At 52.4% G+C, this 15,271-nt stretch carries 14 protein-coding genes; 12 read left to right on the forward strand and 2 right to left on the reverse strand.

Going from position 1 to position 15,271, the window contains the following annotated elements:
- The first annotated feature begins 11 nt into the window (after positions 1–11).
- From G477_RS20365 to G477_RS0100185, 4 genes are all read left to right on the forward strand, one after another.
- A complete protein-coding gene (locus G477_RS20365) occupies positions 12–656 on the forward strand; it encodes a class I SAM-dependent methyltransferase (protein WP_051287566.1) in 645 nt (214 codons plus the stop codon).
- 244 nt (positions 657–900) lie between these two features.
- On the forward strand, positions 901–1,191 hold the full coding sequence (locus G477_RS0100175) for a hypothetical protein (RefSeq protein ID WP_026696200.1): 291 nt from the start codon (positions 901–903) through the stop codon (positions 1,189–1,191).
- A gap of 247 nt (positions 1,192–1,438) precedes the next feature.
- Positions 1,439–3,202, forward strand: coding sequence for an ABC transporter ATP-binding protein (locus tag G477_RS0100180; protein ID WP_026696201.1), 1,764 nt, complete (start codon positions 1,439–1,441; stop codon positions 3,200–3,202).
- On the forward strand, positions 3,202–5,022 hold the full coding sequence (locus G477_RS0100185) for an ABC transporter ATP-binding protein (protein WP_026696202.1): 1,821 nt from the start codon (positions 3,202–3,204) through the stop codon (positions 5,020–5,022). The genes G477_RS0100180 and G477_RS0100185 overlap by 1 nt, the downstream gene beginning before the upstream one ends.
- 6 nt (positions 5,023–5,028) lie before the next feature.
- Here G477_RS0100185 and G477_RS20370 read toward each other — a convergent pair whose 3' ends face one another.
- Entirely contained in the window at positions 5,029–5,754 is a 726-nt protein-coding gene (locus G477_RS20370) for a DUF3891 family protein (RefSeq protein ID WP_051287567.1), read from the reverse strand.
- A gap of 136 nt (positions 5,755–5,890) precedes the next feature.
- On the opposite strand from G477_RS20370, the gene G477_RS0100195 reads away from it, so the two are divergent.
- Positions 5,891–6,313, forward strand: a complete 423-nt coding sequence (locus G477_RS0100195; RefSeq protein ID WP_026696203.1) for a GNAT family N-acetyltransferase — start codon at positions 5,891–5,893, stop codon at positions 6,311–6,313.
- Between the two features lie 13 nt (positions 6,314–6,326).
- Positions 6,327–6,752, forward strand: a complete 426-nt coding sequence (locus G477_RS0100200) for an NUDIX hydrolase (RefSeq protein ID WP_026696204.1) — start codon at positions 6,327–6,329, stop codon at positions 6,750–6,752.
- Between the two features lie 487 nt (positions 6,753–7,239).
- Here the strand turns inward: G477_RS0100200 and G477_RS0100215 are convergent, their stop codons facing one another.
- Complete coding sequence (locus G477_RS0100215; RefSeq protein ID WP_026696205.1) at positions 7,240–8,988, reverse strand: Rqc2 family fibronectin-binding protein; 1,749 nt, start codon at positions 8,986–8,988, stop codon at positions 7,240–7,242.
- 156 nt (positions 8,989–9,144) lie between these two features.
- Here G477_RS0100215 and G477_RS0100220 point away from each other — a divergent pair, with 156 nt between their 5' ends.
- The 6 genes from G477_RS0100220 to priA all read left to right on the forward strand — a co-directional run bounded on the left by G477_RS0100220 (position 9,145) and on the right by priA (position 15,256).
- Positions 9,145–10,017, forward strand: coding sequence for a YicC/YloC family endoribonuclease (locus G477_RS0100220; RefSeq protein WP_026696206.1), 873 nt, complete (start codon positions 9,145–9,147; stop codon positions 10,015–10,017).
- Positions 10,018–10,036: 19 nt separating this feature from the next.
- The gene (gene remA, locus G477_RS0100225; protein ID WP_026696207.1) at positions 10,037–10,300 is read left to right on the forward strand and encodes an extracellular matrix/biofilm regulator RemA; all 264 of its coding nucleotides are present in this window, start codon (positions 10,037–10,039) and stop codon (positions 10,298–10,300) included.
- Between the two features lie 75 nt (positions 10,301–10,375).
- Positions 10,376–10,987: a guanylate kinase gene (gene gmk / locus G477_RS0100230; protein WP_026696208.1), complete on the forward strand. Its 612-nt coding sequence runs from the start codon at positions 10,376–10,378 to the stop codon at positions 10,985–10,987.
- 6 nt (positions 10,988–10,993) lie between these two features.
- The gene (gene rpoZ, locus G477_RS0100235) at positions 10,994–11,218 is read left to right on the forward strand and encodes a DNA-directed RNA polymerase subunit omega (protein ID WP_026696209.1); all 225 of its coding nucleotides are present in this window, start codon (positions 10,994–10,996) and stop codon (positions 11,216–11,218) included.
- 425 nt (positions 11,219–11,643) lie between these two features.
- Complete coding sequence (gene coaBC, locus G477_RS0100250) at positions 11,644–12,855, forward strand: bifunctional phosphopantothenoylcysteine decarboxylase/phosphopantothenate--cysteine ligase CoaBC (RefSeq protein WP_026696210.1); 1,212 nt, start codon at positions 11,644–11,646, stop codon at positions 12,853–12,855.
- Positions 12,845–15,256, forward strand: a complete 2,412-nt coding sequence (gene priA, locus G477_RS0100255) for a primosomal protein N' (protein ID WP_026696211.1) — start codon at positions 12,845–12,847, stop codon at positions 15,254–15,256. The genes coaBC and priA overlap by 11 nt, the downstream gene beginning before the upstream one ends.
- The last annotated feature ends 15 nt before the right edge of the window (positions 15,257–15,271 follow it).

Consider the following 15,271-nt stretch of genomic DNA (forward strand, 5'->3'; position numbering starts at 1 on the left):
AGCAGTCGACTATGCGGAAAATCGATGCATCGGTGTTCGACGAGAAAACAGCTTTTTTTGATCAGATGGCCTGCTCGTCCTGGTTTGCCGGCATGCAGGATGAAATGGTGTCCTCGGTCGGTAACAGCTGCCTGCTGGATATCGGCTGCGGCACGGGACGGATGCTTGGCAGGTGGCACGAGCAGTATGCCTCAGCGACGGGAATCGATTTCTCAGAAAGAATGATTGCTGCGGCGGCGGCTCTCCATCCGGAATGCCGTCGTTTGAGCTTCGTTCGCGGCCGCGCCGAAGCTCTTCCATTCGAGAGTGGCAGCTTTGACACAGTCACAGCTGTCTGTGTATTCTTTCTGCTGCCTGATCCCCAGCCGGCGTTCAGAGAAGCTGCGAGAGTGCTGAAGCCCGGCGGAAAGCTGCTGACACTGAATCCGGGGCCGGACTTTACCGCCGCCCGGGCAGCCGCGGCCGCAGAGGCACTTCCGGAACAGGAGAAGCCGATGATGAAACAGTGGGGCGACATCGCGGAACGCCGTCACCGGTTTACGGAAGAAGATCTTCTGGACCGGCTCCAGCGGGAAGGCTTTTCTGATATCACGTTTCGGCGCACTGCCAACGCCTTCGGCATGATCACAAGCGCGGTGCGTACCGGAGCCCGATAAATCATGGCGGCGTTTGTCTACCTGTACGGAAACCTCCCTCGCCTTAAAGACATCTTCTCTTGATATAGAAGAAAGATGGCTGTCCGGGGCAGGGGGGATGATCTTCTGAGGAGGCTGCGTCTGAACAGAAAGGCTGGATCAGGAACGACCGCAGCGTGCTGCTGTAATTTCTGCTGCCCCCTCGTTTGTACTGGTGTCTGGGAGGGAATAGCAGTAAGAAGCGGAACAGAAAGGACTGACGTTTGTGGCTGACTGGACATTCTACGTATATCTGCTCATTCTGCTTGTTACACTCGCAGCCGCTGTGTATCAAGTACTGAAGGGACGTCACATGGTGCCGTCCGTGATCCTCATCATCGTTGTACTTACAGCCCCGCTGTCTGTCGTGATGCTCTGGATGGATAAGCCGTACGAAGCTGGCTTCATCCTTTTTATGATGAATGGCATAGAGAATTTCGATCTTCTTTCTCTCTACGTCGGATTTATACATATTTTTCTATTTGTCTGGTGGATTGGTATTCTCTGGAGAAAATAGCCCGCTGTCCCGCTGCTCAAGGGAACGCCTTCCGTATGTGGACAGCAGATGCTCTGCGCCTGGACGGTGCGGAGTTCTTTTCGTTGCAGTAACCTCGTGTACCACTGTAAACAGACGTAAAGAAACGAAATCCGCCGGTTGAAAGAGGTCATCTACATAAATGACCGAATTTGCTGAAAAATAAGATTGGAAAAATATTTCGTGTATCGATATATTGAATAAACTGTGCTGGAAAGGGGGGCGGACCATGGATATCTTTAAAAAGTTAAAACCATTTTACTGGCCGTTCAAACGTTATTTTATCGGTTCCATCTTTCTGCTTCTTGCCGTTACTGCTTTTACGGTCGTGTACCCGATTGTGCTGCAGATTACGATCGACAATATCATTCTCGGTGGCAATTATGACTGGATTCCTTATGCAGCAGCTGGATTTTTTCTGATTACTCTCCTGAAATCTGTGGCCGTCTACTACCATCAGTACTTGGGAGATTTGTTCGGCATCCGGGCTGTTTATGAAGTGCGGAATGAACTGTATAAAAAACTGCAGTATCTGCCTTTTCGTTACTATGATAATGCAAGAACGGGAGATTTAATGTCGCGTCTTACGGCCGATGTAGAGGGGTTCCGCTTCTTTCTCTCCTTCGGCTTTGCTCAGCTGATCAACATGGTTATGCTCGTGATGTTCAGCATGGGCATCATGATTTATTACAGCCCGCAGCTCGCCATTGTGACCCTTGCTGCGATGCCGTTTCTGCTCGTCACCGTGTACCGCTTTGACAAAAAGGTGCACCCCGCTTTTACTGGAATCCGCCGCTCGTTTGCAGGACTGACGACGAAAGTGCAGGAGAACATCAGCGGAATGCCGACCGTCAAATCCCTTTCGCGCGAGAATTTTGAGATGGGCAGGTTTGAAGACAAAAACGCGGACTATAAAGACAAGTACATTGAAACATCCAATATCTGGTCCAGGTATTTTCCACTGATGGAGATGATCGGTCATTTCTGCGTGGTGATCCTGCTCGGCTACGGGGGTTTTCTCGTCATCTCCGGCGACATTCAACCCGGCGTCCTGGCAGCCTTTTTCAGCCTGATCTGGTTTATCATCAACCCATTGATGAACCTCGGTTTTATCGTCAATACGTTCTCCCAGGCTAAAGCTTCCGGGACAAGACTGCTGGAAGTACTCGAAGAACCGGAGGACATCGAAGATCTGCCGGAAGCCCTGCACCGGGAGAGACTCGATGGAAAAGTTGAATTCGATCACGTCCTGCACCACTATGATACCGAAGAGGAAGCGGCGCTGGTGGATGTCTCGTTTACAGCACGCCCCGGGGAGACGATTGGTTTGATCGGCGCAACTGGTTCCGGTAAAACATCGATCACGCAGCTTATCACGCGTTTTTATGAACCGGACAGCGGAAGCGTCCGCATCGATGACAGACCCGTCCACGATTACACGCTGCGGACACTCCGCAGCAATACGGGTGTGGTGCTTCAGGATTCTTTTTTATTCTCTTCCAGCGTAAAGGATAACATTGCCTACGGCCGGCCGGACGCGGATATGGACCGCATTATGGATGCTGCGGCCAGAGCCGATGCGCACGCGTTTATTATGCAGCTGCCGGATGGATATGACACGGTGCTTGGTGAACGAGGGGGAGGACTTTCCGGAGGACAGAAGCAGCGGATTGCCATTGCCCGAGCGATCTGCGTGGATCCGGCTGTCCTTATTCTCGACGATGCGACCAGTGCGGTGGATATGGAGACGGAAGCAAAAATCCAGGCCGCTTTCCGGGAGGTCATGCAGGGTCGTACGACCTTCATCATTGCCCACCGGATCTCCTCTTTGATGCACGCCGATCAGATTCTTGTGCTTGATAACGGCAGAATCGTGGAGCGCGGTACTCATGAGGAACTGATGAATCTTCACGGCCATTACCGCCGGATTTATGATCTCCAATATCAGGACCAGCATCAATTTATGCAGGAATCGCATCAGGAGGTGAGATAATGGGTGCAGCTCGTAAAGAAGATCCGACGCTCCGGAGATTTCACTACTCCAATGACGAGATCATCGAAAAGCCGTTCAACTGGTCGCAGATGCTCCGGTTGTTCCGGTATATGCGCCCGTATGCGTTCACGCTGCTTCCGGCAGCGGTGATCGGCATGCTCCTGTCAACGGCAGTCAGACTGGCAGCACCGGTTCTCATCGGCAGTTATGCTCTCGACAGAATCATTGAGGGAGGGTCGCTGGACTTTCTTTCCTTCGTCGTCCTCCTGCTGATCGGGATGTATGTCATGTCCTGGGTCGGCAACGTGATGCGGATCCGATTTATGAACAAGCTGGGACAGCTGATCATTTTCGATCTGAGAACAGCGCTCTTCAATCATATCCAGAAGCTCTCCCATCGTTTCTTTGATCAGCGGTCGGCAGGCTCGATTCTCGTCAGGATCACCAATGATGTGAACAGCCTGCAGGACCTCTTCACCAACGGGGTTATCAATCTGTTGATGGATATTCTGATGCTCGCTGGTATTATCGTCATTCTCTTTATCATCAGTCCGGAACTGACGCTCGCGATTATGATTGTGCTGCCGCTCATGTTTTTCATTTCTACAAGGCTGCGCCGCAGTATCCGCCGGTCATGGCAGGACGTCCGCCAGAAACAGTCGACGCTCAATTCCCATCTGAATGAGAGTATCCAGGGCATCCGCGTCACGCAGTCCTACACGCAGGAAAAACCGAATATCGGCTTTTTTCATCAATTGAACGGGCGTAACTACGAATCGTGGCGTCATGCCACCCAGCGCAGTGCGATGTTCCGGCCGCTCGTGGAGATGAGCGGGGCAGTTGGTACAGCTATTCTGCTCTGGTTCGGGGTTGTATTGTATCAGGGCGGCAGCATCTCAGTTGGAGACTTCTTTACGTTCTCCTTATTCCTAGGGATGTTCTGGGAGCCGATCTCCCGGCTCGGCCAGGTGTACAATCAACTGCTCGTCGGGATGGCGTCTTCTGAACGAATCTTTGAATTCTTGGACGAAAAGCCTTCCGTGCCGGAAAAAGAAGGGGCGGAACCAATCGGCGAGATGAAAGGTCACATTGAGCTTGACGAAGTGGATTTTGCATACGAGACGGGAAGAAAGGCGCTTGATCAAGTGACGATGACAATTCCTGCGGGCAGTACTGCAGCGCTCGTCGGTCATACCGGAAGCGGGAAATCGACGATCGTTAATTTGATCACCCGCTTTTATGATCCGACGGCAGGCCGGGTTCTGATCGATGGAGAGGACCTTCGGGATGTCACGCTCCAGAGTCTCCGGAGTCAGGTCAGTATTGTTCTTCAGGATACGTTCATTTTCTCCGGTACCATCATGGATAATATCCGTTTCGGGAATCCAGAAGCAGATGATGATGCATGCCGGCGTGCGGCTGTCACAGTCGGAGCTGACAGCTTCATCTCCAGGTTGCAGCATGGATATGAAACGGAAGTAGAAGAGAGGGGCAATATCCTCTCTACTGGAGAAAGACAGCTGATTTCCTTTGCAAGAGCGCTTCTCGCCGATCCGAAAATATTAATTCTGGATGAAGCTACGGCTTCGATTGACACGGAGACAGAGCAGGTGATCCAGCGTGCGCTGGAGCGGCTTCTGGAGGGAAGGACCGCAATTATGATTGCTCATCGTCTCTCCACCATCCGCGATGCGGATACCATTTTCGTGATGGAAAACGGCCGCGTGCTGGAGCAGGGGAACCACCGGGAACTGCTCGACCAGCGAGGAGAGTATTATGAGCTCGTCCGCTCCCAGTTTGACGCCGTACAGACCGGATAGTGCGGATCAGGAGATGCGGATCGTTTTCCTGATTCGTTCGGCATCATGAAATGCTGCTGTCAGGCCGCGTTCGTACGCGTCGGATTTCAGGACTTTCCGCCAGATGAGCTCGGTCGTAAACGGGTGATGAAAAGGAGTCGGATCCAGTTCGAAGCTGTCCGCAGACGTCCAGCTCCCGGTAATGTCCCTGTTTTCGGCAAACGCGTGGTCGGTGCTGTCCGTCAGTCCGTGGGAGCTGTTTTTATACGTACTCCCATGCGGGTGCATAAAAAAGAACAGGGAGAGGCTGTCGGTGAACTGCATTACGAGCAGATCCCTTGCTGCCTGCTCCGGTGCCTCCGGATACAGCCGCTGTCTCCGGAGGCGTTCTTTTTCCTGAAAGCCGCTCTCCGCTTCAGAATCGCTTCCGGTTAACGACGTGTAGTGAAGACTGTTCAAGTAGGCTGCATAGGCTGACGTCCGTTCTACCTCATCAATCCCATAGCTGTAATGAATCATCTTTGGGACCACGGGATAGTGTAAGAACGATTCCGGTGCATCCGCCCGGTCATTCCAGCGCGGGGCTGCATCCGGTTCCCTCCATGCTCGGTCGTGCAGCCTGCATGCCTGAACGGCTTCTGGGGAGAGAGGGTCGGATTCGGCAAGCCAGTGGTGCGCAAGATCCCCGGATATCTCTGCATGATGTTCCTGTTCGGTCATATAGAATGCATCGTTTCTTTCAAATATAATCATCGTTGATCCTCCTGTATGTTTATCCATTCGATCCTTCTTTCTCTCGTACCCCGAGCGCAGATGATTCAATCCAGCCCCGTCCGATATGATATACTGGAAGCAGTAAAGTGAATGAGGTGATGACGTGTCTGTCACAATGAAAGAGCTGGTAACGGAAGATGAAATTATACAGGCGTATCCGCTTATGAAGCAGCTCCGCACCCACTTGTCTGAAGAAACGTACCTGGAACTCGTTCTGGAGGCACAGCCGAAGGAGGGGTACCGGCTCACCGCTCTTTATGATGACGGCGTTATGACAGCTGTTGTCGGTTTTCAGCCGATGGTGACGCTGTATTATGGACGTTTTGTCTGGGTCAGTGATCTCGTCACTGCCGAAGACAGGCGTTCTGCCGGCTACGGGAAGAAGCTGCTGCAGAGCGTGGAAGCCTGGGCGCTGAATAATGGATATGACAGCATCGCTCTGTCTTCCGGACTGCAGCGCTCCGAAGCTCATCGGTTTTATGAGGAGAAAATGGAGTACAGCAAAGTCAGCTATGTGTTTCGGAAACAACTGCCTTAAGGAGGGATCTGCAGTGAAAATCCTCCCGAAAGCATACGTGTATGTCACCCGAACGAAAAACGCACGGAAAGAGTGCCTCGTCTTCCGGCATCCTCTTCCTAAAGGTGGTATTCAAATACCAAAAGGCACGATTGAAGAAGGGGAGTCACCGGACGAAGCCGCCGTGCGTGAAATGATGGAAGAAACCGGCCTGAGCCCTACGTCTCCCCGGTTTTTGGCAGAGGATGAATGGGAACATCCGAATGGCGAGCGCCACCACCGCTATTTTTTTGAGATGCCTGCTGAGCAGGCTCCGCAGGCGTGGGTGCATGAACCTACGGGCGGTGGAGCAGAAGAAGGCCTGGAGTTTTCCTACTACTGGATTTCTCCCGGAGAAGAAGACTGCCTCGTGGAAGGATTTGCAGATTATCTTCCGCTCGTCTGGGAGGAGGAAAGATGAAGAACTTCTGGGTGATCGCCGGGGCAGCTCTATTTGCCGTCGCTCTATTCAATGTGATCTTCTTCGCCATCGGCTGGCTGATGCTGCGAATGTAGAAGGCACAAAAAAAGACGGAGACAAAAACTTCTCTGGCAAGTAATAACGCTTTCGATGATCCGGTATAGATCGTCGAGAGCGTTTTAGTTGTAAAGAACCATCATGAAATGTACTCCTGGCAGTGCGCTCTTTCACGTTCACGGCGAGGAGGGAAGTCCCTGTTTCACGAGGATATCCTTTTTTAAGTAATGAGAAAGGATGCGTGTTTATCGATGGAGACGGCAGCGCACGCTGCGCGGGAAAAGCAGGAGCCGCTGTGCCTGCGACGGTCAGCTGAAGCCTTGCCCGCGGCAGGCGATTGTCATTGGAAGGACCAACCCCCTTTCATACAGAAAGCCCTCACCAATCAAGGCTGAGGGCTTCTTACTTTTCTCGTTTTGTCCCAGCTCAGTCAGGCATTCTGGCTGCGCCGTTCTTCTTTTTGTTTTGCTTCAAATCGCTGCTTCATCGCATGAACAGCTGTTTCATCGGGAGTAACAAACAGCGTGGTCTGCTGGTCGTAGGTGACAAATCCCGGTTTCGCTCCATTCGGTTTACGCACATGCCGGATTTTTGTGTAGTCCACCGGCACGTTGCCGGACTGCCGGCTTCTGCTGAAATAAGCGGCAAGAAGTGCTGCCTCCTGCACGGTGGTTTCATCGGGCTCGGTGCTTCTGATGATGACATGGGAACCCGGAATATCTTTCGTGTGGAACCACCAGTCATCCTGTCTGGCGAGGCGCATCGTGACATATTCGTTTTGTTTGTTGTTTTTTCCGACGTACATATCGATGCCGCTCGTGGACAGATAGCGGTCCGGGGCCGGTTTATCCACTTTTTTCTTCTTTTTACCGGCAGGTTTCTTCTTCAGGTACCCTTCCTGCCGCAGCTCTTCCCGGATGTCTTCAATGTCTTCCGTGTCGGCAATTTCCATCTGCTGGATAAGCCGCTCCAAGTACTCCATTTCCCGCCGGGCGGAAGCAATTTCTTTTTCCACATGCGCCACAGAGTTCTTCAGTTTATGGTAGCGCCGGAAATACTGCTGGGCATTATCAGAAGGGCTCAGCCTCGGGTTCAATGGAATGCTCAGCTCCTGCTGATTTTCATCGTAGTAGTCCGTAACAGTCACTTCTTTATCTCCGGTCCGGCAGAGATGCATGTGCGCTGTCAGCAGCTCTCCGTACTTCTGCTGTTCTGCTGCACGCGCAGCATCTTGAAGGGTCTGTTCGAGCTTTTTAATTTTCTTCTTATTCTTGTCGTATTCATTCCGCAGGAGCCGCTCGAGGTCGTAAGCCTGCTGCTTGACTCTGTCCCGTTCTGCTTTATTCGTGAAAAACCCGTCGAGCATGGCATGCACGGAGTCATAGCGGATCGTTTCCCCGTCGGCATGAGTCAGTGGCACGACCGAGAACAAATCTCTTTTTCCACGAATGATCTGCGGCTCGAAACGTCCTTCTCTGACCGGATCGATCACCTCCTGAAAAGCAGCTGGAAGTGACGTTTTGTCAGGCAGCCCCGCCCTGAAAAGGATCTCCTGAATCAGCTGGGGAGAAAGACCACTGAAGGTGTTCAGCAGCTGTTTATCGAGCTTTCCTTCGTTCCAGTTCACATAGTGGATGATCTCCTCGGAAGCAGTTTCCAGAGGGTTACGTTTATCCATGTGCGGCGGGGCGGTATACGGCTGCCCGGGGAGCACCGTCCGGTACTGGGACAGGGACGGCGGAATATGCTTGATACTCTCAAGGATGGTATTGGTGGATGTGTCCAGAAAAATCAGGTTGCTGTGCCGGCCCATCAGCTCGAGAACCAGCTTTTTATAGGAGACGTCCCCGAGCTCATTGCGTCCTTTGAATGAAAACGTAATGACCCGCTCCAGTCCCTCCTGTTCGACGTTCTCCAGCACGGCTCCTTCGAGGTGCTTTCGGAGGACCATGCAGAAGAGCGGAGGCTCCGATGGGTTCTGAAACTTCACATTCGTGATATGAAATCGGGAGAAGTTCGGATTGACCGACAGAAAAAGAGGATAGTTTTTTCCTGCCGCCCGGATCGTCATCACAATATCTGTTGGATAAGGCTGGTGTATCTTTGCCACCCGCCCCGTTTCCAGTTTTGTTTGAATATCTGTTGTCACGGCTCTCGTGACTGTACCGTCAAAAGCCATACTGCATTCCTCCTCTGCACGTATTATAACAGAATCGGCTCTGCTGGAATACGAGCAGCATGCAGGTGGTTGTGAGCGGATGCTCAGGCAGATTCATCCGCAGTACTTGTAGGAAATGATGAAATTGTTTAGAATGGGAAAGTGGATGTGATAGCTATGATCAGAAGTATGACAGGATTCGGGCGGGCGGAAGAGACAATCGATGCCGGAAGAGTCTCAATCGAAATTAAAGCAGTTAATCATCGATTCTGCGAAACCTCCGTTCGGCTGCCGAGGAAGTGGCAGCACATGGAGAAAGACTTTCATGAGGTGCTGCGTACATATGCAGAACGCGGGAAGCTCGAGGCGGCGGTCTATCTTCATGAAGATACAGCAGCGCAGAGACAGCTCCACATAGACTGGCAGCTTCTGGAGCAGTACCGCAGCGCGTTCGAACAGCTGAAAGAATACACAGGCAGTACCGAAACGTTTCCAGCAGCGGCCCTTCTTCAGGATGATGCTCTTGTCGGCGTAGAAGATCATGCTGCACCGGCAGAAGAGAAAGAAGCGGGACGTTTATTTCAGCAGGCAGTGCTTGAGTGCACGCAGATGAAACAGGCTGAAGGAAAGAAGCTGTATGATGCTATGCATGAGCTCCTGGCAGAACTGGAGACAGCTTGTCAGAAAATCACGATCCACATTCCGGAACTGCGCCGGAATGTTGAGTCCAGGCTCCGTCAGCGTGTAGAGGAATTTTTGTCAGGCTCCGAGATCCGCGAAGACAGAATCATGACAGAAGTTGCTGTATACGCAGAAAAAAGCGATATTCAGGAAGAATTGACACGGATGGAGAGTCATATCGAGCAGTTCCGGGAGTCGCTGGACCGATCGGGAGCGGTCGGCCGCAGGCTTGACTTTCTGATTCAGGAAATGAACAGAGAGATCAATACAATTGGTTCGAAAACCGGAGCTGCCGGCATGAGTCCACTCGTCGTGGATATGAAGGAATATCTTGAAAAGATGCGCGAACAGGCACAAAATATCGAGTAGGAAATGAGGAGATGCAGTTTTGGATATTAAACTGATTAATATTGGTTTCGGTAACATTGTATCCGCCAACAGAATTATTTCGATTGTGAGTCCCGAATCAGCGCCGATCAAACGGATTATCTCCGATGCGAGGGATCGAAACATGCTTGTCGATGCCACCTACGGCCGCCGCACGCGGGCAGTGATTATCGCCGACAGTGATCACGTCATTCTTTCTGCCGTGCAGCCGGAAACAGTTGCGCAGCGGGTTATTACAAGCAAAGAAGACGCAACGGAGGAATAATTGGAACAGCCCGTGACGAGCGGGCTGTTTTCATGCTATACTGATGTGTACTATTCATTGGAGTGGAGGAGACGAATGAAGCGAGAAAAAGGACTGCTGATTGTGCTTTCCGGTCCATCCGGAGTAGGAAAAGGTACGGTCTGCGGCGCACTGCGCGAACATGACACAGATATCAAGTATTCTGTATCTGCCACCACGAGGTCTCCACGCGAAGGGGAGCAGGATGGTGTCAGCTACTTCTTTAAGTCCAAGGACGAATTCGAGCGGATGATCCGGGACGGCGAAATGCTGGAATACGCCCGGTATGTATCCAATTACTACGGCACCCCGCGTGCCTATGTAGAAGAAATGATTGATAAAGGGCATGATGTCATCCTGGAGATCGAGGTCCAGGGAGCACTGCAGGTGAAGGAAACGTTCCCGGAAGGGGTGTTCATCTTTCTGATGCCGCCGAGCCTGAAAGAGCTGAGAAGCAGAATCGAAGGCCGGGGAACAGAGACCGATGAGCTGATCGACAGCCGGATGACGGTTGCGGAAGAAGAGATAGACCTGATGGACAAGTACGATTACGTAGTGGAAAATGACGAAGTACAGGCTGCCGTTGAACGGATTAAATCTATCGTCACTGCAGAAAACTGCCGTAAAGACCGCTTGATTCATTTATACAAACAACTGATGGAAGGATGATGATCAATGCTTCAGCCATCGATCGATTCGCTGCAGACAAAAATTAATTCCAAGTACACGCTGGTGACCGTTTCTGCCCAGCGCGCACGTCAGCTCCGCGAACATCCGGAGAAATTCAATCACCCGGAAGGTGCACAGTCCGTCAATTTCGTCGGAATGGCGCTGGAAGAAATTGAAGCAGAACAGCTCCACTATACGTTGAACGAAGACGATGTCCACGAAACGATCTGATACCCTCAGATCGTTTCTTTTTTTCGACAGGACCGGCTGTGTCCATACGTCAAGTTGTCTCTCCGCTGTTCAGGAAGAACGGAAAATTGGTTCGAATCATCTGCATGAGACATCGTTTCGACAGAAAGTTCCGCACACCTCAGGGCTTTTCCCGATTCCAAGGTCTGTCTCTCCTCAAAAATGAAACGATCTGAAAGAGAAGGCGGAGGACGAGACAAGCGGATGCACCGACACGGATGAGGCATGCTTCTCTGCGCATAAAGGCGGTCGTGCCGATACGCGCGCAGAACAAAAAAGCGACCGGCAGTCTTAATCAGATGAACCGGTTCTCTTATCAGAAGCACGGCCCCGTGGTAGAATAAGAACATATGTAGCCCCGCAGAAGTGCTTTGATGGAAATGCCGCGGGAGATCAGGAGGAATAGCATGAGCACAAAGAATATACTGCTGGCTGTCAGCGGAGGTATTGCGGTATTTAAGGCAGCTGCACTCACGTCCAAAATGGTGCAGGCGGGGTTCTCTGTTAAAGTGATGATGACCGGAGGCGCCCAGGAATTTGTAACGCCGCGCACCTTCCAGGCGTTGTCCCGGGAGCACGTCTATACCGATACTTTCGATGAGCCGGATCCGCATGGTATTGCCCATATCGACATTGCCGACTGGGCGGACGTGGTCCTGATTGCCCCGGCAACAGCTGACGTAATTGGGAAGCTCGCCAACGGAATCGCTGATGATATGGTTACAACGACACTGCTGGCTGCTACCTGTCCCGTTTTGGCGGCACCGGCGATGAACGTACATATGTACAGTCACCCTGCCGTCCAGAGAAACATGAAACAGTTGACGGAGGACGGTTATCAGTTTATCGAACCGGATGAAGGTTATCTGGCCTGTGGATATACTGGAAAAGGACGAATGGCCGAACCTGAAGACCTGCTGGCCATGGTGCAGCATCATTTTATTTATCGAAGCCATCCCGCCTGGCACGGGAAAAAAGTGCTCGTAACCGCGGGACCGACGCAGGAAGAGATCGACCCTGTGCGCTTCCTCTCCAACCGCTCTTCCGGCAAGATGGGATTTGCCCTCGCTGAAGAAGCAGCTGCACGGGGAGCCGATGTGACGCTGGTGAGCGGGCCTTCTTCACTTCCGGATCCGCACGGCGTACGGCGTGTCAACGTGGAGAGTGCTGCAGACATGTATGATGCCGTAACCTCGCGCTTCGATGAGCAGGATCTCGTGATCAAAGCAGCAGCTGTTTCCGATTACACTCCGACGACGCCGACGAAACAAAAAGAGAAAAAGCAGGATGAGGGAACGACCATTAACATGAAAAGAACGAAGGATATTCTGCTCGAGCTTGGGAACAGAAAAAAAGGACAGGTGCTTGTCGGCTTTGCGGCAGAAACGGAAGATCTCGAAGAATATGCGAAAGCGAAGCTGGAAAAGAAAAACCTGGATCTTATCTGCGCCAACGACGTCAGCGGCCGATCGTCCGGATTTCAATCCGACAACAATACGCTCTCGCTTTTCTTCAAGGATGGCAGCAGTCAGGAACTGGAATTAATGAGCAAGAAAGAGGCAGCAGCGGCAGTTCTGGATGCGGCCGGCAGGAAATGGAGCGGACCTCATGATCGCTGAAGTGGTCGTTGACGTGCCGAGCCAGGCCGTTGATAAAGTGTTCGACTATCAAGTGCCGCCGCCGTTCCGCCATACGATGGCACCGGGATGCCGAGTCCACGTCCCGTTTGCAGGCCGGCCCGTACAGGGTTTTGTCATGAAACTGAAAGAAACATCGGATGTACCCGGCTCGAAGCTGAAGCCGCTGTCGGAACAGCTGGATTTAACACCGCCGCTGACCCCGGAACTGCTGGATTTGTCCTACAAACTGAAGGCGTCCACCGTTTCTCTTCACGTGGCTGTGCTCAAAGCCATGCTCCCGCAGGCGATGCGGGCCAAATACGACAAACGTATTTATACTGCCGGTCATGCCGGCGACCTGCCCGAAGAGCTGCTGGCACTTCTCGATGAAGAGGGCGGCATTGCTTCCTGGGATGCATGGAAAAAGGAAACGGATGAAGAATCGCTCAGTCTGGTCACTGCTGCACTGCGTCGGGGAGATCTGCTCGTAGACCCGGTAGTGACAACCCGGAAAGCGGAAAAGACGCAGTTGGTGTACCGGATCTCCGACACAGCTATGGCAGAAGAGTGGGCGGAATCGCGGCAGAAAAAGGCCCCGAAACAGGCAGCTGTGCTGCGCCTGCTTGCTTCGGGCGAACTTCTGACGGCTGCAGATATGAAACATATCTGTACAAAAGCCGTCCTCGACACCCTGACAGAACAGGGACTGCTGATCAAAGAACAGACCATCGTCCGGAGAGATCCCTACGCGGGCAGAATGATTGAAAAAAGCTATGCCCTGCCGCTTCTTGATGAACAGCGTTCCGCTATGGAACAGATCACGGCTGCCTGTGAACAAAGGGAACACCGGACCTTTCTTTTAAGAGGGGTGACTGGAAGCGGAAAAACAGAAGTATACATGCAGGCGATCGAAAAGGTGCTCGCCCAGGGGAAGGAAGCCGTGGTCCTCGTGCCGGAAATCTCGCTCACCCCTCAGATGGTTCACCGCTTTAAAGGACGCTTCGGTTCCCGGACGGCTGTGCTGCACAGCGCTCTATCCAAAGGGGAGAAATATGACGAATGGAAACGTATCCGGGATGGAGACGTAGACATTGTCGTAGGAGCGAGATCCGCTGTGTTCGCGCCGTTTACGAACGTTGGTATTATCATCATCGACGAAGAGCATGAAGCGAGCTATAAGCAGGAGGAATCACCGCGCTATCATGCCAGGGATGCAGCAATCGAACGAGCTGCTTCGTTCTCCTGTCCCGTGGTCCTCGGCAGTGCAACACCGTCACTGGAAAGCAGTGCCCGGGCCTCGAAAGGCCTCTACCACATGCTGACGATGGAAAATCGGATAAACGATGAAAAGCTGCCGGAAGTGACTCTGGTGGACATGCGCTCCGAGCTGAAAAACGGGAACCGGTCTATGTTCTCCGACAGGCTCACAGAGCAGATCAGAGCCCGGATGGAAAAAAATGAGCAAATCGTGCTGCTGCTCAATAAACGCGGCTACGCCTCCTTCATGATGTGCAGGGACTGCGGGTTTGTGCCGGAATGTCCCCACTGTGACATCTCGCTCACCTATCACCGCGCCCACCAGAACCTCCAGTGTCATTACTGTGGTTATAAAGAAACCGCACCGACCTCCTGTCCTGAATGCGAGAGTGCCCACATCCGTTTTTTCGGTACCGGGACACAAAAAGTGGAAGAAGAGCTGAAGAAGGTGATTGAAGGGATCCGCATCATCCGTATGGATGTCGACACAACGCAGCGCAAAGGCGCGCATGAGAAGCTGCTGGATGCTTTCGGCCGCGGCGAAGCCGATGTGCTTCTCGGTACCCAGATGATCGCGAAGGGACTGGACTTCCCAAACATCACTCTGGTCGGAGTACTTGCCGCCGATGCGATGCTGCACCTCCCGGACTTCCGGGCATCGGAGAGGACGTTTCAACTGCTGACGCAGGTAGCAGGCAGAGCCGGCAGGCACGAGAAAACCGGGGAAGTACTCGTACAGACGTACACTCCGGATCATTATAGTATTCTGGATATGCAGCAGCATGATTATCTCAGCTTTTATGAAAAAGAAATGCGGATGCGCCGGATGGGAGGGCACCCTCCTTTTTATTTTCTGGTTCTCCTCCAGGTGCAGCATGAAGATCTGCAGCTGGTAGTGGAAAAGGCCGGTCAGATGGCCTCCTATCTCCGCCGGGAGCTGCATCAGGACACGGTGGTGTATGGTCCGAATGCGTGCGCTGTTCCCCGTATCAAAGATAGATATCGCTATCAAGTCATGATAAAATACAAAGTTGAACCACATCTTGAACGGGTACTGCACGACCTGCGTGCAGCGTTTCAGCCGGATTTGCAGCGTACGGGACTGCAGCTGACAATTGATACAAATCCTTACATGATGATGTAGACAGAAGGGGGATCC

This window comes from Alkalicoccus chagannorensis DSM 18086, assembly GCF_000429725.1.
In the GTDB taxonomy this organism is placed as follows: Bacteria; Bacillota; Bacilli; order Bacillales; family Salisediminibacteriaceae; genus Alkalicoccus; species Alkalicoccus chagannorensis.